The following is a 23,049-nucleotide window of genomic DNA, read 5'->3' as shown; positions in this document are numbered from 1 at the left end:
CCACCGTCACCGTCACCGCCATTGTGATGTGTGATGTCTCAGGACATCGTGAACGGCTGGACCCCCGGAGGCGGGGGTCCAGCCGTTTTGCGTTGGTAGCCGTGGGCGGGGTTGAGGGTGAGTTCGGTGAGGACTTCGCCGACCGCCAGCCACGACAAGCGAGTCCCCACTGCGAGTCGTCCCACCCATTAAGAATGGCGCGAACGGATGCCGGAACGGACCACTCAGTCGGCATCCCCGTGAGCCAGAGCCGTTGCATACAACGTCGCCGCCTCGGTGCGGTTGCTCGCGCCAAGCTTGACGAGGATCGAAGAGACGTGGACCGACGCGGTCTTGGGCGACATGTACAGCTTGCGGCCGATCTCTGGGTTCGAGCGTCCCTGAGCGACCAGCGATAGCACCTCGTGCTCGCGCGGCGTTAGCCTCTCGAGGCCAGTCGTCGGATCAGGGGGAGCCGCTTCGCGTCGCGGGGTGACCCGGATGCCGTGTCGTGAAGCGAGAGCCCTTGCGCACTTGCCGACGACCGCAGCTCCCTTCGTCGGCGCTTCGTCGATCAGATGGGAGAGCATCCGTGTTGCCCCGGTCGTGTCGCGGGCCTGAGTGAGCGCCACCGCGAGTCGGTACTCCGCGTAGAGGCGATAGCGGACCGGAACGAACCCCGCCGCGGCCGCGTCCGCGGCTGCATGCCAGGCGTCTACGACGTCTTGCTCTATGGCCTGCGTCACCTCGGCTGCGGCCACGGCGCGCAACGTGAGCCCGCCGGGGTCGTCGCCGAGGTCGGCGATCGTGGCGTCGCGCGTGCGAATCAGCTGCGCGAGGTGTTCGCCTGCGAGTCCTTCGGCAGCGGCTCGGTGCGCCGTACGCGCCATTGCCGGAAGGGCGGCGCGCAGGTCGCCCGTGTGGGTCGAGATGGAGGGGTCCGCCAGGGGCGCGAAAGCTCGGACGGCGCCTTCGGTCGCCCGCCGCCGCCCCAGCCCGGAGGCGTCCTCGGTCCGATTGAGTTCGTCTTCGGCAGTCACGACCATCACAGAGAGCCGATCGTCGGCGTCGCCGCCGGCCAACGCGGTCATTGCTTCGACCGCCGCCGCGTCGAGCGGGCGCCCGTCCCACGTGTCCATCGTCGCGCCGATGACGGCGATCCGACCGCGGTCCGGTTCACCGCCGTCTTCAGGGACGTCTGCCATGGCCTGTGAGAGAGCGGCGTGCGCGCGGGGCAGATCCCCGAGGGCCATTCGGGCCCATGCGACAGATGTGAGGAAGAACGTGAGCAGCCCCTCACCGGGGCGAACCCCGAGCTCACCCGCGAGTGTCAAAGACTGCTCCGAAACCTCAGCGGCGTCGTCGAAACGGCCGAGCAGATCCAGGACATGCGACTCGACCGTGCGCGCCGCCAGGCTGCCGGACAGAAGGCTCCCCTCGACAGCCCGCTCAATCAGACGGGCCGCATCGAGCAGGAACCCCCGATCGGCGAGTGCCCAGGCCGCGTGTGTGAGGACCGGGCCCATCTCCGTGTCGGTGCATGACCGCTGGGCGAGCTCGAGGCACTCGTCGACCTCGCCACGGAACCGCAGACGATCATCGGCGACAGCCGAGATGAGCTCCATGCTCACGACGAGGGCAAGCGTCGCGTCCCTCGACCGACCGTGCTCCCGCTCGAGGAGGCGCCGCGCCTTGCCGAGCTCGAGCCGCTCCTCTCTCGGTCGATCACCGTTGGCGTACGCCACAGCGAGACACCGGTGGACGCGCGCGCGGCCGACAGGGTCCGCGGCGCCAAGTGCCGTGATGGTCCGGGTGCCGATGCTGATCATCTCGGTAATACGCCCGATGGCGTTGCACTCCTGCATGATCGTGACCGTCATGTCGGCGAGAGTCGTCCCTGCGCGGGCCTCCGCGTCCGGAATCTGCGCCCACAGGTTGAGCAGTCGGTCGCCGAGCTCGATCGCGCCCGTGACCGCGAGGCTTGCGCGTGCGTATTCGCGCGCGATCATCGATGCGTCGAAAGCGCGAGGAAGGTCTCCTCCGCGCAGCCAATGCTCCGCGGCGGCCGTCGCAAGTCTTGTTTCCCCGTCATCGAGACGGGGCTGAAGGGCGCGCGCATACTGCTCGTGCAGCGCGGCGCGCTCGCCGGGAAGGAGTTCGTTGTAGACGGCCTCGCGGATGAGTGCGTGGCGGAACTGGTACGCGCCGTCGGTCGCGACGAGCACGCGTGACTCGATCGCTTCTCGCATGGACGCGGCCGTTGCCCGCGCATCGATCTCCGCGAAGACGGCGTGGTCGACGCGGTCGCCGCCCACGGCAAGTGCGGACACGGCATCCCTCGCATCGGGCGACAGACGCGCGATGCGCGCCAGCACGATGTCGCGCAGGGTCGAGGGGAGGGTGCCGTCGTCGACCCCGACCAGTTCTTCCACGATGAAGGGGACGCCCTCGCTGCGCGCCGCGACCCGCGTCGCCGCGCGAGGGTTCAGGCCGGGCGAGAGCTCGCCGATGAGCTCGGCGGTGTGTGCGGGGGCGAGTCGGCCGAGTTCGACTGTCGTCGCGGAGCGACTGGCGCTCACTTCGCCGTGGAACTGAGCGGCCGGATCGCCGGAATGTAGGTCGTCGAGGCGGAATGTGCAGATGATCGTGAGGTGCGATCCGTCGTCCGTGATGGCGAGCGAACGCAGCAGGTCGAGCGTCGACGCGTCCGCCCAATGCAGGTCTTCCAGGACGAGAACGAGGTGGCGCTCGAAGGAGAGGTTCACAAGGAGCTGTTCGATCGCGTCCGCCAGAAGCCCGGGGTTGCCCGGTAGCGATGCGGGCCCTTCGGTCGCCAGTTCGGGAAGGATCGCCCCCAGCACCGCCAGACGTCCGGGCGCCTGCACTGCCTCGCGGAAGGCGTTATCTCCGACTTTCCCGCGCAGGGCGCGCAGCAGTCGCCGGACGGGTAGGAAGGGTGTCCCGATGGTTCCGAGATGGACGCACTGACCGACGGCCACGACTACTGGCGGTGTTTCGTCGGAGTCGATGCCCGCGATGAACTCCTCTACGAGGCGTGTCTTGCCGATGCCTGCTTCGCCGCGCACGAGCACAACGCTGGGCTGTCCCGTTCGACCGCGCGCGAACGCGTCGCGGAGGAGCCCCAGTTCCTCCGTGCGTGCGACCATTCGAGGCGAGGACCGCGATCGGGCCATTCCCCCATCGTGGCACCCACCGGCGGTCTTGAACCAGGGGATCGTCCTAAGTATCGTGCTGAGCCCTTAAGACCTTGGTCGTTCGGAAGATTGGGCGACTGCTCATTCCTTTTGGATCCGTCTCGTCGCTGCTGGGGCACGTTGAACGGATGGCCGGGCCACTGTTCGTTTGGTCAGCTCGGCACCCTCCGGCGGCGCGTCGAATCGTTGAGGCAGGGACGTCGCATCCGAGAATCCGGAAGCGCCGCACCACGGCCAGTAACGATTCGGTCAACTTCACTTTCGCACTTGACGCAGCACGGCGTCGATGCGCATACTGATGCCGGGCAAAACGATTGGGCAAAGCAATGGCGCAGAGCAGAGTGACGATCAAGCAGGTCGCGGCAGCGGCCGGCGTCTCGATCACGACGGTCTCGCACGTGCTCAACGACGTCCCTGGGAAGCGGATACATCCGGAGACCCGTGAACGTGTGCTGGCTGAGGCTGCGCGGCTGGGGTACGCCCCGAATATCTTGGCGCAGAGCCTCCGGACGCAGCGCTCGCACACCATCGGCCTGATCGGCGACGAGATCGCCACGACACCGTTCGCCGGCAAGATCATCCTCGGTGCGCAGGATGTGGCTACCAGCCATGACTCCGTGGTCTTCGTCGTCAACACCGGCTACGAACGCGCCGTCGAGGAACGCGAGATCGATGCACTGCTTCGCCGGCAGGTCGACGGCATCCTCTATGCGGCGATGTACCACCGCCCCGTGGAGCTTCCCGCGAAACTCGCCGGCGTGCCCACGGTGCTCATCAACGCCTCCTGTGCCGACCCCGCTGTCGCGTGGGCGGTGCCCGACGAGGCAGCCGGTGGCGAAGACGCCGCGGAGGTCCTCCTCGCGGCCGGACACCGCAAGGTCGCGTTCATCAACGACATCGATGACATACCCGCCGCGTTCGGCCGAGAAGAGGGTTTCCGTCGACGCGCCGCAGCGTGGGGGCTCGCCCACGAGGACCTGCAGGTGATCGCCGCGGACGCCGATCCCGAGGGCGGCTACCAGGCGGCACGACGCCTCTTGGAAAACAGCGACCGGCCGACCGGCATCTTCTGCTTCAACGACCGCCTCGCGATGGGCGTGTACCGCGCCGCCGCCGAGCTGCACCTCCGGATCCCGCAGGAAGTGTCGATCGTTGGCTTCGATAACCAGGACTTCATCGCCGACGGGCTCTACCCCGGCCTCACAACGGTTGAGCTTCCCCACTACGACATGGGCGTATGGGCAGCTGAGCAGCTCTTCCACCAGATCTCGACGGGTCGCACACCCACCGCTGCACCGACGACACGCATCCGAGGACCGGTCATCCACCGGCACTCGGTAGCGCCACCCTCCCAGGATTCGAGCCCGGGAGAGTGGCACCAACCGGCTGACAGGCGCGGCAACGCCTGATCCGTCGATGAACCGCAAGACAATCACCACCCGAACAGGAGAGATCAGTGTCCCGAAAAATCGGCCGCATCGTTGCGGCTAGCCTAACGACCCTCGCGGTCGTCGCAACAGCGGGCTGCGCCGCAGGAGGATCCGGCAACGGGTCCGATGGTGCAACCACCATCGACCTCTGGACCCATGCCGGCGGCAACGACGCCGAGCTCGGAGTCATCAACACCATCGTCGACGACTTCAACGGCAGCCAGGACGACTACGTCGTGAAAGTCACCGACTTCCCACAGGACGCCTACAACGACGCCGTGGTCGCGGCAGCGACGTCCGACAATCTGCCGTGCATCGTCGACATCGACGGACCGAACGTCGCGAACTGGGCGTGGGCCGGCTACATCCAGCCGCTCGGGCTCCCCGACGACACCTACGACGGTCAGCTCGAGGGCACCCTCGGCAAGATCGATGGGGAGGTGTACGCCTACGGTTTCTTCGATGTCGCCCTCGCGATGTTCAGCCGGGAATCCACGCTCAACGCCGCGGGGGTCCGCATCCCCACGGTCGAGGAACCCTGGACCGGTGAAGAGTTCAACGAGGCGCTGACCAAGATCGACGCGTTGGGCCAGTTCGAGTACCCGGTCGATTTCGGCACCGGCGGCGGCGGCGAATGGATCCCCTACGCCTACTCACCCCTGCTGCAGAGCTTCGGCGGCGACCTGATCGACCGCTCCAGCTTCGAGACCGCCGACGGCGCCCTCAACGGCCCGGAGGCGCTGGAGTGGGCGACGTGGTTCCGCGGCCTCGTGGATAACGGTTACATGGCGCAGACATCGGGAACGGATGCCACTGCGGACTGGGTCAACGGAACGAGCGGCATTCTTTACACCGGCAACTGGGCCGACACCACCGTTCGTGAAGCGTTCGACGATGCGGTGGTGCTGCCGCCGCCGGACTTCGGCAACGGGCCGACCATCGGCGCGGGGTCGTGGCAGTGGGGCCTGACAAGCAGTTGTGACGAGGTGGAGGGCGCTCAGGCTTACCTGGAGTTCGCGCATGACACCAAGTACTTCGTCGACTACGCCGAGGCAACCGGGCTGATCCCGGGAACGCTCGCTGCCGCGGATGAGGTCCCCGCGTATGCAGAGGGCGGCGACAGTCGCATCTACCTCGAGCTCGCAAACCAGTTCGCGGTGGTGCGACCGGAGACGGCCGCCTACCCATACATCTCATCGGTGTTCCAGAAGGCCACGCAGGACATCCTGGCGGGTGGCGATGCGCAGGCGATCCTCGACAAGGCTGTCACGGACATCGACCGCGACATCGAGCAGAACGGCGGCTACACGTTCTGATCTAGAACGTCGCCATCCCGTGGGTGCGGTGCTGCGCACCAGCGCCGCACCCACGGACTGACAGGGGTATCACCATGACCACATTCCGTACGTTCGACGCTGCCCGGGCGGAGTCGATCGACACTCCTCCCGACCCGCCCGTGAGGCGGAACAGGGCCCGGGCGCTCAGAGGTGAGCGATCCGCAGCCGCCTGGATGATCAGCCCCGCGATCGTCCTGTTCATACTGTTCCTCATCATCCCGATCGTGCTGGCGTTCGGGCTCGCGTTCACCGACACCCGGCTCATCTCGCCTCGTCCGGGTCGGTTCGTCGGGCTGGACAACTTCGCGTACCTCTTCACCGATCCGGTGTTCTGGGCCTCGGTGCGGAACACGTTCTACTTCGCGATCGTGGTCGTCCCGGTTCAGGCGGGATTCGCGCTGCTGCTGGCGCTGCTCGTGAACGCCAAAGTGCGCGGCACCAACTTCTTCCGCACGGTCTACTTCCTGCCCGTCGTCACCTCGATGGTCGTCGTCTCGCTGCTGTGGCGCTTCATGTACCAGAAGGACGGCCTCATCAATCAGGTGCTCGGGGCGCTGATCTTCGGCACGTACACCCCGATCGACTGGCTCAACGATCCCGTCTGGGCCATGCCGGCCATCATGTTCATGTCGATCTGGCAGGGCGTGGCATTCCACATGGTGATCTGGCTCGCCGGCCTTCAGACCATCCCCGCAGAACTTTATGAAGCATCCGAGATCGACGGGGCGAGCAGGTGGCAGCAGTTCCTCTACGTCACCTGGCCCGGGCTGCGACAGACGGCCACCCTCATCCTCGTCACGATCACCATCGCCGCATTCAGCCTGTTCACCCAGATCGCGGTGATGACCGATGGCGGGCCGCTCGACACCACGACCACGGTCGTTTACCAGGCGGTGCGCACCGGATACCAGCAGCTGCAGACGGGACTGGCGTCCGCGATCTCGCTCGTGTTCTTCGTGCTGGTCCTGATCGTCTCCGGCATCCAGCGCTACCTCACCCGCGAAAGGAGCTGATCGCGATGTCCGCTACACAGCGCCTCGTCCTTCCCGACGTCACCGACACCCAGCCGCGGGTCGCCCGCCCCGGCCGGGGCCGCGCGGTCGGCATCACCTTGTTGCGCAGCGCGCTGGTGCTGTTCTTCGCGCTGCCGATCGTCTTCATGGCGGTCTCCTCGTTCAAACCGGACCTGCAGATCTTCGCCGACCTCGGATCCTGGCGGGCATTCGCACCGGTCGGTGAGGTTTCCCTGGACAACTACGAGGGCGTCTTCAACCGGGTGCCGTTCTGGCAGTTCCTTGCGAATTCGGTCCTGATCGCCGCTACGACCGTGGTGCTCGGCATCCTCATCAACAGCATGGCCGCCTTCGCACTGGCACGACTGCGGTGGCGAGGCCGAGGGCTCGTCCTCACCCTCATCCTGGCGACGCTGATCGTGCCGTTCGAGACGCTCGCGCTGCCCCTGCTGTGGTGGGTCAACAAGCTGCCCTCGCTGGAGGCCGACGGGTTCAGCCTCGCATTCAGCCAAGGGTGGCTGAACACCTACCACGTGCAGATCATCCCGTTCATCGCCAACGCCTTCTCGGTCTACCTCTTCTATCAGTACTTCTCCTCCATTCCGAAGGAACTGGATGAGGCCGCGCGCGTCGACGGGGCGGGGTGGTTCAGCATCTACCGCCGCATCGTCATGCCGTTGTCCGGCCCGGCCATCGCCACGGTCGCGATCCTGACCTTCCTGCCGGCATGGAACTCCTATCTCTGGCCGCTGATGGTCGTGCAGAGCGAAGAGCTGCGCCCGGTGATGGTCGGCCTTCAGTACTTCTTCCAACTGAACGTGTCCTGGGGGCAGGTGATGGCGTACTCATCGCTCATCACGATCCCCGTCGTGGCGCTGTTCATCGCATTCCAGAAATCCTTCATCAACTCGATCGCATCCTCAGGAGTAAAAGGCTGATGCCATTCACGCTTCCCGACGCATGGACATGGGACATGTGGTTCGCCGACGACGGTACGGACTACCACGTCTTCTATCTGAAAGCTTCGCGCGCCCTGCACGATCCGAACCGCCGACACTTCCATGTCACTGTCGGGCACGCAGTCTCGGACGACCTTCGCACTTGGCGAGAGGTGCCCGACGCGCTGATTGCCGCCGACGGCCCGGCATTCGATGACTTCACGACCTGGACGGGTTCTGTCGTGCGGGGCCAGGACGGTGTCTGGCGGATGTTCTACACCGGCACGTCCCGCGCGGAAGCCGGCACCATCCAGCGCGTCGGCCTCGCGACCTCCACGGACCTGTACCACTGGGAGAAGCAGCCTGGTGCGATCGCCGAGGCAGACCCGCGCTGGTATGAGAAGTTCGACTCCGGCGACTGGTTCGATGAGGCGTGGCGTGATCCGTGGGTGTTCGAGGCGCCCGGCATTCCGGGATGGCAGATGCTGGTCACGGCCCGCAGCAAGCAGGGAGCCGCCGACGATCGCGGCGTCATCGGACACGCGACGTCCAAAGACCTCTCGACCTGGACCCTGCAGCCGCCATGGTCCGAGCCCGGAGCCGGCTTCGGACAGCTGGAAGTCCCCCAGGTCGCCGAGATCGACGGTCGCCACGTCCTGATCTTCAGCTGTCTGGCCGGCGAACTGAGCGCGTCACGACGCGACAGTGCAGGGGGGGTGTGGGCGGTCCCGATCGACCGTCCCGAGGGCCCCTATGACATCCGCCGGGCGGTGCGACTCACCGACGAATCGCTGTACGCCGGTCGCTTGGTGAGGGACCGCGATGGCCGCTGGTACTTGTTCGCCTTCCTTCACGTCGACCCCGCAGGCGAATTCGTGGGCGCGCTCTCGGACCCGTTGCCGGTCTCGTGGGGCACCGACGGAAACCTGCGCGTCGCAGACGGCCGTTTCGACCACATTCACAACGGTGCGCTGCGCGTTCCCGCAGGCACCCCCAACGTCACCTGAACCCCGCCGTCGAAGGAGATGGACATGAGGACAACCAGGATGAGCGCGCCACTGCGCGCTGTCGCCGCCGCAGTCGCAAGCACCCTCGCCGTGGGGGTGCTGAGTTTCACGGCACCGCTCACGGCGACCGCCGCAGCCAACACGATCGAGAACCCGAGCTTCGAAACCGGCGACCTCGCGGGCTGGACGGCGCTGGAGGGCAACGCGTTCACCGACGCGCACGTCAGCGACGCGACCGACTGGGGCTGGGGCTGCTGCTTCAACCCCGATGGCACCTACCACCTTTGGGGAGCGGCGGCCGGGGGCGATGAACCCACAGGGAAGCTGCGGTCCTCGACCTTCACCCTGGGCGGAATCGGCGAGGTCAGCTTCCTGATCGGCGGCGGCAACGACATCGACAACCTCTATGTCGCGTTGCGTCGCGCCAGTGACGACACCGAGATCCGACGCGCGACCAACACCGCGTTCGCTGACTCCGAAGCGCTCACGCGAGTCGTGTGGGATGTGTCCGCGGAACTCGGCGAAGACCTCTACCTGGAAGTCGTCGACAACTCATCCGGCGGGTGGGGGCATATCAACCTGGACGATGTCCGCACCTACACGGAGACGTCGGTCACCCAGGTGATCAATCCCAGCTTCGAGAGCGGCGACCTCACCGGCTGGAACGTGGTGAGCGGGGATGCCTTCACTGACGCGCACATCAGTGACGCCACCGACTGGGGATGGGGTGGGCCATTCAACCACGACGGCACCCACCATCTCTGGGGTGCCAGCAACGGAGGTGACGCGCCCACCGGCACGCTGCGCTCCTCCACCTTCACGCTGACCGGGACCGGCACCATCGAGTTCCTGATCGGAGGGGGCAACGACATCGACAATCTGTACGTCGCCCTCCACCGCGCGTCTGACGGAGCGGAGCTCATGCGGGCGACCAACACCGGCTTCGCTGACTCCGAGAGCTACTCGCTGGTGCGATGGAGCGCAGCCGCCCACCTTGGAAAGGACCTGTACTTCGAGGTCGTCGACACCGCCACTGGCGGATGGGGGCACATCAACGTCGACGCGATCAACACCAACGTCGAGGTCCTCGGCTACGAGTTCGACAACGCCGGGTTCGAAACCGGAACGCTCGACGGCTGGACCGCCGAAGGAGCCGCATTCACCGCGGCACACGTCTCGGACGCCACCTCCACACCGGACAGCCACCCCTTCGATGCGGAGGGCACGTACCACCTGTGGGGCGGCGCGCTGGACTCGGATGACGCCATCGGCACCCTCACCTCGCCCCGATTCCGAGTCGGCGGGGACGCGGAAGTACGCCTTCTGCTCGGCGGATCGAAGAACCCCGACGTGTACGCGGCCATCGTCTCGGACACCGACGGCAGTGAGCTCGCACGCGTCGGCGTCCCCCAGGCGACCGACACGTATCAGCCGGTGGCCATCGACCTTGGCGCGCACCGCGGCGACGTCGTGCGGCTGCGCTTGGTCGACAACTCGCCCACCGGGCACCTCAACGCCGACGGAATCCGAACCCTCCTCAACGACCCGATGCACTGGTCCTTCGGCGAGGGATCCGGCAAGACCGCCGCAGGTGGGGCAGCGACCTCTGATGCCGTCGCCTACGTGTTCAACGATGCTGCCGACAAGCCCGACAGCGACCCACTGTGGACCGCCGGCGTCGTCGACGGTGCGCTGCTGTTCGACGGCTACTCGACATCCATCGAGCGGGAGGGAACGGCTGCGCTCGTCCCCAGCAGCACACTCAGCATCGAGGCGTGGGTCGCCCCGCGCTCCTATGAATGGGGCGACCTCGGCCAGGCCTCCGCGGTGGTCAACCAGCACGACGCCAAGGCCAAGACCGGCTACCTGCTCGGCATGTACCGGCACGGCACGTGGGGCCTCGAACTCGGTGACGGCGTGAACTGGCACACCCTCCGCGTCGGTGACGACGCCGTTCTCCCCAGCTACGAGTGGAGCCACGTCGCGGCCACCTACGATGCCGGCACCGGACTGATCCGCTTGTACCTGAACGGGGAACAGGTCGCTGAGAAGAACATCGGCGAAGGCACCCGCATCCTCGCCGCCGAATCGCGGCCGCTGCTGATCGGCCGCCACAACAACGCCGCCGTGATCAACGGAGCGTTCCGCGCGAACATGTGGAACGGCGCCATCGACGAGTTGACGGTGACCGACGCCCTCCTCGGTGCCGATGAGATCGCTGCTGCCGCCGACGCAGGTGCAGACGCGACCGCGCCGGCGATCACGCCGTCACGTGACCGTTTCGACGGGGACAGGTACCGGCCGCAGTACCATTTCCTGCCTCCGGAGCATTGGATGAACGAGCCGCACGCGCCTGTCTACTACGACGGCAAGTACCACGTCTTCTACCAGCACAACCCGCAGGGACCGTACTGGCACCAGATCCACTGGGGGCACGCCATCAGCGACGACCTCGTCCACTGGGAGGACCTGCCCGTCGCGATCGCCCCGACCGCGCCGGTGACACCAGACGGGGTGTGGTCCGGGAGTGCGACCCTAGACGCCGACGGAAAGCCTGTGCTGTTCTACACTGCCGGCAACGACGCGGCGGTGCCGAACCAGGCCACAGGCTTGGCATGGCCGGTGGACGGAGCGGAGAACAGCGACCTCACCGAATGGCGCTTGGAGCCCGCGCCCGTCACCACCCAGGCGCGCGATCTGGCGTCCCCGGTGGGCACCCCGTGGTTCGGGCAGTTCCGCGACCCGTTCGTATGGAAGGAGACCGGCGACGACGGACAGCCGATCTGGTACCAGATCGTCGGCTCCGGCATCCTCGACGGGGACACCCGCGTCGGCGGAACCGCCCTGCTCTACACGTCCCGTGATCTGGTGAACTGGGAGTACCGCAACCCACTCTTCATCGGCGACGCCCTGAAGTACCCCAAAACGGGGCAGGTGTGGGAGCTGCCGGTGCTGCTCCCCGTCGGAGCCGTCGACGGCGAGGAGAAGCACGTCCTGGTCGTGAACCCCTGGTTCGACGGGTACAACATCAACACGGCGAAGAACACCTACTACTGGGTGGGCGAATGGGACCGCGACACGTTCTCGTTCGTGCCCGACCACGAAGAGCCGCGTATGTGGGACTACGGCGAGCACTTCACCGGCCCCTCCGGAATGGTCGACCCCGACGGCCGCACGATCCTCTTCACGATCACCCAGGACGGGCGCAGCGAAACCGACCACTACGACGCCGGATGGGCGCACTCCATGGGGTTGCCCGTCGCGCTGGGAATCCTGCCCAACGGCGATGTCGGTATCGAACCGATCGAGGAACTCGAGTCGCTGCGCGCTCAGCAGGTGGTGGACCTCAAGAACACCACCGTCGCGAAGGCCAACACCGCCCTGGAGAACAAGCAGGATCAGCTCACCGACCTGCTCGAGGTGAAGGTCGAATTTCAGGTCAAGGGCACCGACTCGGCCGTCGGCCTGGAAGTGCGGCGCAGTGCGGACGGCACGGAGCGCACCACCCTGACCGTTGACCCGGCAGAGAACACGCTCGCCGTCGATCGCAATTCCTCCAGCCTGGATCCGGACACGCGAAAGGGCGTCAACTCGGGCGAGTTCAGCGTCGGTCCCAACGGCAAGGTCACGATGCACGTCTACGTCGACCGCTCCGTCGTCGAGGCCTACGTCGACGGAAAGAAGTCCCTGACAACCCGCGTCTACCCGACACTCGCCGACGCCGTCGGACTGCGGGTCCTCGGTGACGCGAAGGTCCAGGTCAAGTCCGTCAAGGTCTGGAACCTCGATGGCGCCTTCGGACCCGTCACGCCCTCGCACTTCGACGAGCCCTCCACGCCCGAAGGAACCGGACTCCCCAATGGGGACTTCGCCTCATGCGATCTCACCGACTGGACGGTCATCGACGGCAACGCCTTCAGCAACGCCACCGTGACCAACGCCGACGACTGGGGATGGGGTGGCACGTTCCGACAGGCCAACGCCTGGGGCAGCACTGACCGCTGCCACCTGTGGGGCTTCGACGACGCCGTCGGCGACGCCGGCACCGGCGCCCTGCGATCCGCCACCTTCACCCTCGGCGGTGATGGCCAGATCGACCTGCTCACGGCCGGCGGCTACGACCCGGACAACCTTTACGTCGCCGCCATCCGCGCATCCGACGGAGCGGTGCTCGCCAAGGTGTCCGGAAACGAGCAGGAGGCGCTGCGCGCGCAATACCAGCGGCGAAACCTGGACCTGGCGGAGCACATCGGCGAGGACCTCTATATCGAGATCGTCGACCGCGCCACCGGCGGGTGGGGGCACATCAGCGTGGACGACATCAACGTCCCCACGACGCAGTAGTCGCGGTCAGCGGGCTTGCCATCCTCCCGAACTGAGCTCGGGAGGATGGCGACCCGTCCGCGAGCTGTACCGCTAGAACTCACCGGCGCAGGTTGGAAACCGTCGACCTCTGACTCGGATATCTTGCTCTCACAGCAACCCACGTCATCAACCGGGTCCTCTCCGAACGCTTGACCAACGTCCCGACCGACAATGTGCTGGCTCGCGACCAAGCGCCACCCAATCAGAGGATCCCGAGGAGAAATGACCCACCGACGAGACTGCGATGTTCTGGTGATCGGCGAGGCGCTCATCGACATCGTCCAGACGGACACTGAGCGAATCGAACACGTCGGTGGCTCTCCAGCTAATGTCGCCCTCGGGCTGGGCAGGCGGGGAGCCGACGTCGCACTATTGACCCATCTCGGGGACGACTCTCGTGGTGAAGCCATCATTCAACACCTGGAGCGATCCGGTGTTCACGTTCTGGTGGAGTCGATCAGCGCAGGGCACACCGCTACGGCCATCGCCACAATTGGAGCTGACGGCCAGGCGGAGTACGAGTTCGACCTGGCCTGGGCTGTGCGCCGCCCTGCGGGCTTGGCGCGAAGACTTGTGCACACGGGATCCGTGGCAACGTTTCTCGAACCAGGAGCGAGCTCTGTGCGCGACCTGCTCCGGGACATATCGGCCGCCGAGATCACATACGACCCGAACATCCGACCCGCACTACTGGGCTCCCACGATGAGGCGTTGCCGGTTTTCGAGGAAACCGCGCGGCTCGCCACGGTAGTCAAGATGAGCGATGAGGATGCGGCGTGGCTTTATCCCGGCGTCGCGCCGGATCTTGTGTTGGACGCCGTACTCGGACTCGGTCCTCGGCTGGGCGCGATGACGCTGGGGTCCAAGGGAGCGATCATCGTCAACGCCGATCATCGGGTGTGGGTCCCGGCGGCAGCAGTGAGCGTGGTTGACACGATCGGTGCGGGCGATACGTTCATGGCCTCATTGATCAACTCGCTGCTGATCACCGGAAGCGAGAACCTCGGCCGAGAAACGCTGGAGTACATCGGGCGCGACGCGGTCGCCGCCGCTGCAATCACCGTCTCACGCAAGGGCGCGGACCTTCCGTGGGCAGCGGAGCTCTAGCTGTACTCGGGGCACGATAGGGCGTCGCTACTCCGCCGCGGGTGCGATCTCGCCGCTGCCGCGGGGGATGAGCTTCGTGGGCGTGATGGTATGTCTGGCGGGGCTGGTGTCGCCTTCGAGCCGAGCGAAGACGCGCTCCACGGCGACCCGTCCGATCTGCTGCGGGTCCTGCGCGATGACCGTGACGCCCGGCTCCACAAGGTCGGCGAGGGGGATGTCGTCGAATCCTACGAGAGCGACCGCGTGCTGGAGGCCAGCCACCCGAAGCGCGTGCAGCGCGCCGACCGTGATGAGGTTCTGCGCGCTGAACACCGCGGTAGGCGGGGCTTCTGATGCGAGCAGTCGGGCCAGGGCGACCTGGGCAGAGGCGGCGTCGTGCAGTTCGGTGACCATCGGGGCCAGGGTGGTCGAGATTCCCGCGTGACCGAGCGCGTCGAGAAATCCCCGCTGTCGCTCGCGGGCGGTGCCGATGTCGAGGCGGTCGGCGAGGAGTGCGATGCGCCGGTGGCCGTGAGAGATCAGGTGCGCGGTCGCTAGTTCGGCGGCGGCGCGGTTGTCGCTCGTGACCGCGTCCAGCGTTTCATCGACGGGCTTCCGGTCGACGTAGACCACGGGCAGCCCACGCTGCAGCACTGCGCCGAGATACTGGGGGCGGGGGCTCGCGGTGGTGAGGATCAGCCCGTCGACTCTCCGCTGCAGGAACGCACTCACCGCGTACGCCTCGCGAAGCGGATCGTCGTCGAGGCTGGAAGTGAAGACCGAGACGCCCCGCTCGACGGCGGCGTCCTCGACGGCACGATGGATCGCCCCTGCGAACGGGTTATCGACGCTGCTGACGAGTAGCCCGAGCGTGCGTGTGCGGCCGCCTGCGCGACGAAGGCTGCCCGCCTGCAGGTCCACGTGGTAGTCCAAGGCCCGCACAGCGTCCCACACCCTGGAAGCCGTCGCCGGAGCCACATTTGCTTCGTGATTGACGACGCGCGACACCGTCTTGATGCCTACTCCGGCGAGCGCCGCAACCTGTTTCATCGTGGCGGTGGTTCGACCCTCATGATCGGGCCGCCGTGCTGACATCGTTGTCACGAACTCATCTCGATTCGGATTTGGTGACTTGACTCTATCCCAGGAGTCGACTACACCCGACTATGACATCGTTGTCAACGGACAGCGCGACCGAGAGGAATTCAATGAGGAATCACATGCACCGGGGCCGCAAGGCGCTTTTGACCACCTTCGCGGTGTCCGCTGTCGCGGCGCTCACCCTTACCGGTTGCGCCGGCGGCAGCGGATCGGCGCTTTCTGCCGGCGGCGAAGCGGGCGACGAGATCGGCGTCTCGCTGATCGTGAAGACGAACTCGAACCCGTTCTTCATTGCGATGCAGGAGGGGGCGCAGGCCGCCGCCGAGGCCAACGGCGTCAGCCTGACGCTTGCGGCCGGCAAGGAGGACGGCGATGAAGACACTCAGATCCAGGCGATCGAGGCGGCCATCTCGAAGGGCGATGCCGGCATCCTGATCACACCGAACGGACCTGCGGTGCTGGACGCAATCGAGAAAGCACGCGATGCGGGACTTTTCGTGATCGCGCTCGATACCGTTCCCGATCCCGCGGATGCCGTCGACATCACGTTCGCGACCGACAACTACCTCGCGGGGCAGTACATCGGCCAGTGGACCGCCGCCACGCTCGGTGATGGAGATGCGGTGATCGGGCTGATCGACCTCTTCGACGATAAGGCCGTGACGGTGGACTACAACCGCGACCAGGGTTTCCTGGACGGACTCGGCATCGACCTGGGCGACGCTCAAGTCAACGGCGACGAGGAGCCCACCGGAACGCTCCCGGGTGGCGGCACCTACACGATCGTGGGCAACGAAGCATCCCAGGGTGCCGAGGACGGTGGCCGCACGGCCATGGAGAATCTGCTCGCCAAGAACTCTGACATCAACGTCGTCTACACGATCAACGAGCCGGCCGCATACGGGGCGTACCAGGCGCTGGAGGCGGCGGGCAAGAGCGGAGATGACGTGCTCATCGTCTCGGTCGACGGCGGCTGCGCCGGAGTGGGGCAGGTCGCCGACGGCATCATCGATGCGACCAGCCAGCAGTACCCCGTCAAGATGGCCGAACTCGGCGTGGAGGCGATCGTGGAGCTGGTTGAAGACGGCACCGTACCGGAGACGAGCGAGGGCCTCGACTTCTTCAACACCGGTGTCGCGTTGGTCACGGACCAGCCCGCCGACGGCGTCGAGTCGATCGACACCACCGAAGCCGCCGAGATCTGCTGGGGCGGCGAGTAACACCCGAATCGGGATGCCGCGACGGCCGCTCTCCACGGCGGTCGCGGCATCCCTCCCTCGACACGACGGAGTGAAATTGTGACCCAAGAAGCACCGCCCACATCCACCCTCGACCTGGCAGCTGAGTTCCTCGATCGCCGGACGCCGCTTGACCGGGTCCGCGGCACCTTGCATCGTTACCCGGCGATCAGCCCAGCGATCGTTCTCGTCCTGGCGATCATCGTCTTCGGCAGCATCAACCCGCGGTTCTTCGCCCCCGCGAACTTGTCGCTCATCCTCGACCAGGTCTCGGTCGTCGGCACCGTGGCGATCGCCCAGACCCTCATCATCCTGACCGCGGGAATCGACCTCTCCGTCGGCGCGTCGATGATCCTCGCCTCGATGGTGATGGCGCAAACCGCGGTGCACAACGGTCTCCCGGCGCCCCTCGCTCTCTTCGCCGGCCTCATCGCCGCCCTCGCCGCGGGAGCACTCAACGGATTCCTCGTGACCCGCATCAAGCTCCCGCCGTTCATAGCCACTCTGGGAACACTCAACGTGTTCATCGCCTTGACGCTCCTCTACAGCGGGGGGCAGACGATCCGCAAGGCGGAGATGCCTGAGCTGCTGACGTTCACAGCCACCGCGTTCCCGATCGGGGATATCCGGCTCACGGTCGGGGTGATCATCATGCTCGCCCTCTACGTTCTGATGGCCTATATTCTCGGTCGCACCGCCTGGGGGCGGCACGTCTACGCCGTCGGCGACGACGCTGAAGCGGCACGTCTCGCGGGCATCTCGACCAGCCGTGTGCTGATGAGCGTCTACGTCGCCGCCGGCGCCGTGCTCGCGGTGGCCGCGTGGATCCAGATCGGCCGGTCCGGTGCGGCGAGCCCGAATGCCGGCGCGGATCTCAACCTCGACTCGATCACGGCCGTCGTCATCGGCGGCACGTCCCTCTTCGGCGGCCGCGGCGTCATCTGGGGAACCCTCCTCGGCGCGATCATCGTCGGTGTCTTCCGCAACGGACTCTTCCTCGCCGGCGTCGACGGGCTCTACCAGACTCTCGCGATCGGCATCCTCGTCATCGTCGCCGTCGCAGTCGACCAGTGGATCAGAAAGGTACGCAAGTGACTCTCATTGAAGGAGCAGTTGAGCCTGCACCCACCCCGGCAGGCGTCCCGGTCCTCGAGGCGAAGCGGCTCGTGAAGACCTTCGGTCGCGTCGTCGGCCTGGATGGCGTCAGCCTCACGCTGCACGCCGGCGAGGTGCTCGCCGTCATCGGCGACAACGGGGCCGGCAAGTCCACCCTCATCAAGTGCCTCACCGGCGCCTACATCCCCGACGAGGGGCAGCTGCTGCTCGACGGCGAGGAGGTGCACTTCAAACGGCCGCAGGACGCCCGCTCCGCGGGAATCGAGACGGTCTACCAGAACCTCGCCGTCTCGCCCGCTCTGGATGTGGCGGCGAACCTGTTCCTCGGCAGGGAGCGCCGTAAGCCTGGAATCGCCGGATCGGTGTTCCGCGCGCTCGACACGTCGGGGATGCGCAGAGAGGCGCGAGAACAGGTCCAGAAGCTGGGCATCTCAACGCTGCAGGACGTGACCGTCTCAGTTGAGAACCTCTCGGGCGGACAACGCCAGGCAGTCGCCGTCGCGCGCGCCGCGGCATTCGGGTCGAAGGTCGTGGTTCTGGACGAGCCGACCGCAGCTCTCGGCGTGCGCGAGTCCAACCAAGTTCTCGAGCTCATCGTGCGACTGCGCGAGCACGGGGTGCCGGTGATCCTCATCTCGCACAACATGCCGCAGGTGTTCCAGGTCGCTGACCGCATCCACGTACAGCGGCTTGGAAAGCGTGCAGCGACCATCACTCCGCAAACGCACTCGATGACCGATGCGGTAGCGATCATGACTGGCGCGGCACAGGGGTGAACCCGGTCGTCTCATACGCTGCAGCCGGCATTGCTCGGCACCAAGGACCCCGGAACGTGAATCCCGCATGACCGAGTCGGAAGCGGTCGTCCTTTACGCGGAGTTCACGGCGCGCGCCGGTGCCGCCCAGGCTGTCGACGGACTCCTGCGCGACTTCGCGCAGGTGGTCCGCGCGGAACCGGGCAACGTGACGTTCGACGTCTACCGCCGCGCGGAGGCGCCCGACCGGTTCTTCGTGTTCGAGATCTACCTCAATCGAGCGGCGTTCGACCAGCATCTCGCCGCTCCGGCAGGACGCGAGTTCAATGATGCACTCGGCCCCTTGATCGTGCAGTCCGGGAGCCAGCTGAGCTTCTTGCGGCCGGTCGAGCCTTGACGGCTCGACCGGGAGACCGCGGGCGAGGGGAGAAGAGTCCAGGAATCAAGCGATCGGCGTGCTCGGCATGCAGGTGCGATGTCTACGCCCGCGCGATGCCGGCGATGTGGGTGTTGAACGGCAGGAAGGGGGTATGCACCCGGTAGCGCTCTACGGTGACCGTCGCGAATCCCGCGGCGCGCACGGATTGCTCCAGGTCGCGTTCGCAGGAGCAGCCCTCGAACGTCCATGCCCATGGACGGCGAAGCATCCGCTGGGCGAGGCGGGTCGGCGAGCCTGGCGCCGCCACGACGTGCTCCAGGAACCGGAAGGTGCCGCCCGGGCGCAGGATGCGCCGTACCTCGGCGAGCACGGCCGCTGGATCCTGCACCGAGCAAAGCACCAGCGAAGAGATCACGCTGTCCACACTGCTGTCGGGAATGTCCGTCTGCTCGGCCATGCGTTCGCGCAGATCGAGCTGCACGCCGCGCCGCTGTGCAGCTTCGATCAGACGGCCGTGCATGTACCGGTTCGGTTCGATGGCAACGAGCGTGCTGCCGGGGGGCAGGTGGCGGAGGTTGGCGCCGACGCCCGGTCCGATCTCGACGATCTCACGCGGCAGCCCGGCGAACAGACGCTGCTTGCGGCTGCGCAGGTTCCACTCCATATAGGGGTCCATCACTCGAAAGAACGCGGCATTGAATCGGCCGCGCAAGGCGTGCTGCTCGAAGGTGGCTTCCGGCGAGGTTGCGGTCGCGGTCTGTGTCATCTCTGCTCCTGGGTGTGACGTTGTGGATGACATCAGCGTGCGCCGCCGGCCACGGTCTTTCAGGCGTGGAACTACCTCACTTCGTCGATCCCGGCGCGTCGCGTCGGGCGACGAACCAGGCGGCGATCTGGGCTCGCGACGTGAAGCCGAGGCGCAGTCGGATCCGTTCGACGTGACCTTCGGCCGAGCGTTCGTCGATGCCCAGCCGGGTGGCGATCTCCCGATTCGTGCACCCCGCGCTGACCAGGGCGGCGACTTCCGTCTGCCGAGGCGTCAGCGTTCGTGGCCCGCGGGGCAGGCTGCGCAAGCCCAGGAACCGGCGAATCGGCGTTACGACGCCCTGGGCATCGCCCTCGTACGGCAGATGCGAGCGGCCGGGCACCACGACAAGACGCGCATCGGGAATGCCGTCTGCCAGTGCTGCCGCCTGCTCGACGGGAGCGGCCCGGTCTTGCGCACGATGCACCACCAGCGTGGGAGCGCGGACCCGCGCGAGCAGGTCACTCACGTCCAGGCTGTAACTCATCGCCAGCAGCGACCGGGCAGTTTCGGCGGTCGATGATGCCCGCTGGTACTGAGCGAACTGCTGACGCGACGCGGGACTCGCGTCGGGGGCGAAGATGTCGGTGAGCAGGTCGGAGCCCAGACCCCAGTGCGACTCGATCAGTCCGAGGACGTGGTCCTGCACCGCGGGCGGGGAGACCTCCGCGCCGGACGCCCATCCGCCATAGAGCACCAGCCGCCGGACGGATTCCGGGTGTGCCGCGGCCCAGGCCACCGCGACGAGCGCGCCCATGGACGTTCCCATCAGATCGAAAGGCTCGCGGCCGACGGCCTCGGCGACTGCGGCCAGCTGCTCCAGCTCATAAGACATGGACGGTGCGCGATCGGATGCTGCGGACAGACCGCAGCCGGCGCGGTCGTACCGCACGAGGCGGCACCCCTTCCCGAGGCTCTCGTAGAACGCGCGCTCTTCTGGCAGTTCCCAGCTCAGCTGGAGATGACTGAGCCAGCCGCTGACATACACCAGCGGGCGCCCGGCGCCGATCGTCGCATACGCGATCTCGGTGCCATCGGTCGCCGTCAGCCGCCCCATGCGTTGCTGCACACGCCATTTCACCATGGCCGGGCTTCGGCTCGGCGAGATCAGCACGAAGGAAGCTGGGCCCCACCATCACCACTCATCCATCACCCAGCCGGCACGGGCCCTGCGAAACCCACCCATGGGGGTGCTTCTCTCAGCGCGATTGGGACGACCGGTCACGACGGCCCGCAGGAGCAGCGTTCGGAAGCCGGTCGCCACCAGTGCTTGTGGGTGCTCCGGAGGCCCGCGTCCGATCGATGGCCGGCGCGCCCGTAAACACCCGCGCGAGGAAGCGCGTCAACTGCAGCAGTAGTCCATCGCCATGCCGTCGGTCAGCTGCCCGAGTGTGAGACTGATCTCGAGGGGCAATCGGGTGCGAGCGTCGGATTCCGTATGACTGAGGCACCGTCGCGGGTCAGAGCGCGTGGACGGCTGTCGCCATGACGAGTTCTAGACCGCCCTCGACCTGGCTGGTGGTGAGCGATGTGGTGATGCCGGCGATCTCGGTGATGTTCGTGACGTGTGTGCCACCGCAGGGGATGTCGGTCGAGCCGCCCGGCAACTCGCAAACCCAGGTGCGCCGCGAAGACAGCCGGTCATCGTCACGATCGATGCGCACCGGCCCGCCGGCGCCGACCCAGGTGGCGAGCTGCGCATTGGTTCGATCGGTGACGGCTTCTAGGTCGTCCAGCGCAGTGACCATGAATCCTTTGCGACGCAGCGACTTGCCGATCCTGTAGATGTCGACCGAGTGATGGGGTGTGATGCGCGACTGCTGAATCGCCAGCGAGTCGAACGCGGGACTTCCGAGCGCATCCGTCGGGACGGCTTTGCTCCACGACCCAGCTAGTGCGGCGTCGAGAGCGAGCGCGGCGAGGTGGCAAGCGGTGTGTGCCCGGGAGAGCGCAGCGCGGTGCTCCGGGTCGACGTCGATGCGGACCCCTTCGCCGGTCTCGGGTGGTGTGCCGTCGATGATGTGGGCCACGACGAAGGTCCAGCCTTCGGTTCCCGTGCGCACCGGCAAGTCTGCGCCCAGGTGCAGCGCTCCCTCGTGGATGCCACCGGTGACCGCGTCGACGATCGGCTGCGTGCCCATCGCTGCGGTGAGGGTGCCGAGGTCGGCAGGCTGGTCGGGCCATGCGGTGTCGACGGGGTGGAATGCTGTGACGTCGAGGATGACGGCGGCTTGCCCGCTCGGGAGACCTTCCACGTGCAGCACGGTGCCGGTAGAGGTTGTCGCGCCAGCCGGGTAGGTGACGGCGGTGTCGGTCGTGGGGAGGGTCATGCGTTGGTCCGTTCGCTCGGGAGGGGGTCAGGGAGGGGCCCGTCTGCAGACTCGTCGGTTTCGGTGCGTTCGCGCGGCTTGAGTTCACTGACGACGGCGCCGGCGACGATGAGGACCGCCCCGGCGATCGCGACGGGGGGAAGCCTGTCGCCGGCGATGCGGCCGATGATCGCGGCCCACACCGGTTCGCCCGCGTAGATGATCGTGGCGCGCGTCGGTGAGACTGATCGCTGGGCCCAGTTCATCGTGATCTGGATGAGACAGCTCGCCGCGCCGAGAGCGACCGCCGCTGCCAGCCACACCCACGAGAACTCGGGAGCCTGCTCGCCGACGACGGGCATGGTGGCGAAGCCGAGTAGTCCGGCCACGAGCAGCTGCACAACGGTGACGCGACCGAGGTGCACCTTGCCGGCGAAGAAGCCGATGAGGATGATTTCAGCTGCGATCGGAAGGGTGCTGGCCAGCGTCGCGATCTCGCCCGCCCCGAAGCTGAAGCCGACGTTGCCGGGGTCAGCGAGAAGCAGGAGGCCGGTGAAGGCGAGTGCCACGCCGAGCCAGGTGAGAAGCCCTGGGGGCTTTCGGAACACGATCCACTGCAGCACCGGAACCAACGGAACGTAGAGGGATGTGATGAACGCCGAGGTGCTGCTGTTGATGGTCTGCAGCCCAACGGTCTGCAAGCCGTACCCGAGGTAGATCATCAGCCCGATCGCACACCCAGCCCAGATCTCCTTCCACGTCAGTCCCGAAAGGACCTTTGCGAAGACCACCGCGGTGATCACTCCAGCAGTAAGAAACCGCATGCCGACGAAGAACCATGGCCCGCTGTACTGGACCGCGATGTGCACGATCAGGAACGTCGCGCCCCACACTGCCGTAATGGCGATAAGGGCGACCTCTTGCCGAGACAACGAGACCCTCTTGCCAGTGTGCAACATGCTGCACACTCTATGGT

General features: G+C 66.6%; 17 protein-coding genes. 11 read left to right on the top strand and 6 right to left on the bottom strand.

All coding sequences use genetic code 11. The annotated features are described in order from the left end of the window. Positions 1-224: 224 nt before the first annotated feature. On the bottom strand, positions 225-3,146 hold the full coding sequence (locus B1729_RS20850) for a LuxR family transcriptional regulator (RefSeq protein WP_163630255.1): 2,922 nt from the start codon (positions 3,144-3,146) through the stop codon (positions 225-227). 374 nt (positions 3,147-3,520) lie between these two features. On the opposite strand from B1729_RS20850, the gene B1729_RS01125 reads away from it, so the two are divergent. From B1729_RS01125 to B1729_RS01095, 7 genes are all read left to right on the top strand, one after another. After that, on the top strand, positions 3,521-4,603 hold the full coding sequence (locus tag B1729_RS01125) for a LacI family DNA-binding transcriptional regulator (protein ID WP_163620664.1): 1,083 nt from the start codon (positions 3,521-3,523) through the stop codon (positions 4,601-4,603). Between the two features lie 47 nt (positions 4,604-4,650). Continuing rightward, positions 4,651-5,940, top strand: a complete 1,290-nt coding sequence (locus B1729_RS01120; RefSeq protein ID WP_163620663.1) for an extracellular solute-binding protein — start codon at positions 4,651-4,653, stop codon at positions 5,938-5,940. A 194-nt stretch (positions 5,941-6,134) separates the two neighbouring features. Then, positions 6,135-6,974: a sugar ABC transporter permease gene (locus tag B1729_RS01115; RefSeq protein WP_204318835.1), complete on the top strand. Its 840-nt coding sequence runs from the start codon at positions 6,135-6,137 to the stop codon at positions 6,972-6,974. Between the two features lie 5 nt (positions 6,975-6,979). Continuing rightward, positions 6,980-7,912: a carbohydrate ABC transporter permease gene (locus tag B1729_RS01110; RefSeq protein WP_163620661.1), complete on the top strand. Its 933-nt coding sequence runs from the start codon at positions 6,980-6,982 to the stop codon at positions 7,910-7,912. Continuing rightward, complete coding sequence (locus tag B1729_RS01105; protein WP_163630252.1) at positions 7,912-8,919, top strand: glycosyl hydrolase family 32; 1,008 nt, start codon at positions 7,912-7,914, stop codon at positions 8,917-8,919. Before B1729_RS01110 ends, B1729_RS01105 begins: the two co-directional genes overlap by 1 nt. A gap of 24 nt (positions 8,920-8,943) precedes the next feature. Then, positions 8,944-13,263 (top strand): GH32 C-terminal domain-containing protein, encoded by a 4,320-nt coding sequence (locus B1729_RS01100; RefSeq protein ID WP_163630250.1) that lies wholly within the window; start codon positions 8,944-8,946, stop codon positions 13,261-13,263. Between the two features lie 243 nt (positions 13,264-13,506). Next, the gene (locus tag B1729_RS01095; protein WP_163630248.1) at positions 13,507-14,391 is read left to right on the top strand and encodes a carbohydrate kinase; all 885 of its coding nucleotides are present in this window, start codon (positions 13,507-13,509) and stop codon (positions 14,389-14,391) included. 27 nt (positions 14,392-14,418) lie between these two features. Here the strand turns inward: B1729_RS01095 and B1729_RS01090 are convergent, their stop codons facing one another. Then, entirely contained in the window at positions 14,419-15,420 is a 1,002-nt protein-coding gene (locus B1729_RS01090) for a LacI family DNA-binding transcriptional regulator (protein WP_163620657.1), read from the bottom strand. Between the two features lie 170 nt (positions 15,421-15,590). Between B1729_RS01090 and B1729_RS01085 the strand changes: the two genes are divergently transcribed. The 4 genes from B1729_RS01085 to B1729_RS01070 all read left to right on the top strand — a co-directional run bounded on the left by B1729_RS01085 (position 15,591) and on the right by B1729_RS01070 (position 18,977). After that, positions 15,591-16,691, top strand: coding sequence for a substrate-binding domain-containing protein (locus tag B1729_RS01085; protein WP_163620656.1), 1,101 nt, complete (start codon positions 15,591-15,593; stop codon positions 16,689-16,691). A gap of 75 nt (positions 16,692-16,766) precedes the next feature. Next, positions 16,767-17,804, top strand: a complete 1,038-nt coding sequence (locus B1729_RS01080; protein ID WP_163620673.1) for an ABC transporter permease — start codon at positions 16,767-16,769, stop codon at positions 17,802-17,804. Beyond that, the gene (locus tag B1729_RS01075; RefSeq protein ID WP_204260196.1) at positions 17,801-18,601 is read left to right on the top strand and encodes an ATP-binding cassette domain-containing protein; all 801 of its coding nucleotides are present in this window, start codon (positions 17,801-17,803) and stop codon (positions 18,599-18,601) included. Before B1729_RS01080 ends, B1729_RS01075 begins: the two co-directional genes overlap by 4 nt. Positions 18,602-18,668: 67 nt before the next feature. Next, positions 18,669-18,977, top strand: coding sequence for a putative quinol monooxygenase (locus B1729_RS01070; RefSeq protein ID WP_163620655.1), 309 nt, complete (start codon positions 18,669-18,671; stop codon positions 18,975-18,977). A gap of 82 nt (positions 18,978-19,059) precedes the next feature. Here B1729_RS01070 and B1729_RS01065 read toward each other — a convergent pair whose 3' ends face one another. The 4 genes from B1729_RS01065 to B1729_RS01050 all read right to left on the bottom strand — a co-directional run bounded on the left by B1729_RS01065 (position 19,060) and on the right by B1729_RS01050 (position 23,032). Next, on the bottom strand, positions 19,060-19,725 hold the full coding sequence (locus B1729_RS01065) for a class I SAM-dependent methyltransferase (RefSeq protein WP_163620654.1): 666 nt from the start codon (positions 19,723-19,725) through the stop codon (positions 19,060-19,062). A gap of 76 nt (positions 19,726-19,801) precedes the next feature. Beyond that, the gene (locus B1729_RS01060; protein ID WP_239539299.1) at positions 19,802-20,878 is read right to left on the bottom strand and encodes an alpha/beta fold hydrolase; all 1,077 of its coding nucleotides are present in this window, start codon (positions 20,876-20,878) and stop codon (positions 19,802-19,804) included. A 346-nt stretch (positions 20,879-21,224) separates the two neighbouring features. Further along, complete coding sequence (locus B1729_RS01055; RefSeq protein WP_163630246.1) at positions 21,225-22,094, bottom strand: metal-dependent hydrolase; 870 nt, start codon at positions 22,092-22,094, stop codon at positions 21,225-21,227. Further along, positions 22,091-23,032, bottom strand: a complete 942-nt coding sequence (locus tag B1729_RS01050; RefSeq protein WP_163630244.1) for a DMT family transporter — start codon at positions 23,030-23,032, stop codon at positions 22,091-22,093. The genes B1729_RS01055 and B1729_RS01050 overlap by 4 nt, the downstream gene beginning before the upstream one ends. Positions 23,033-23,049 lie beyond the last annotated feature (17 nt).

This window comes from Microbacterium sp. B35-04, from assembly GCF_010634885.1.
GTDB lineage: Bacteria > Actinomycetota > Actinomycetes > Actinomycetales > Microbacteriaceae > Microbacterium.
Note: the sequence above shows the minus strand (reverse complement) of the source record. Positions and strands in the feature narration are given on the sequence as shown.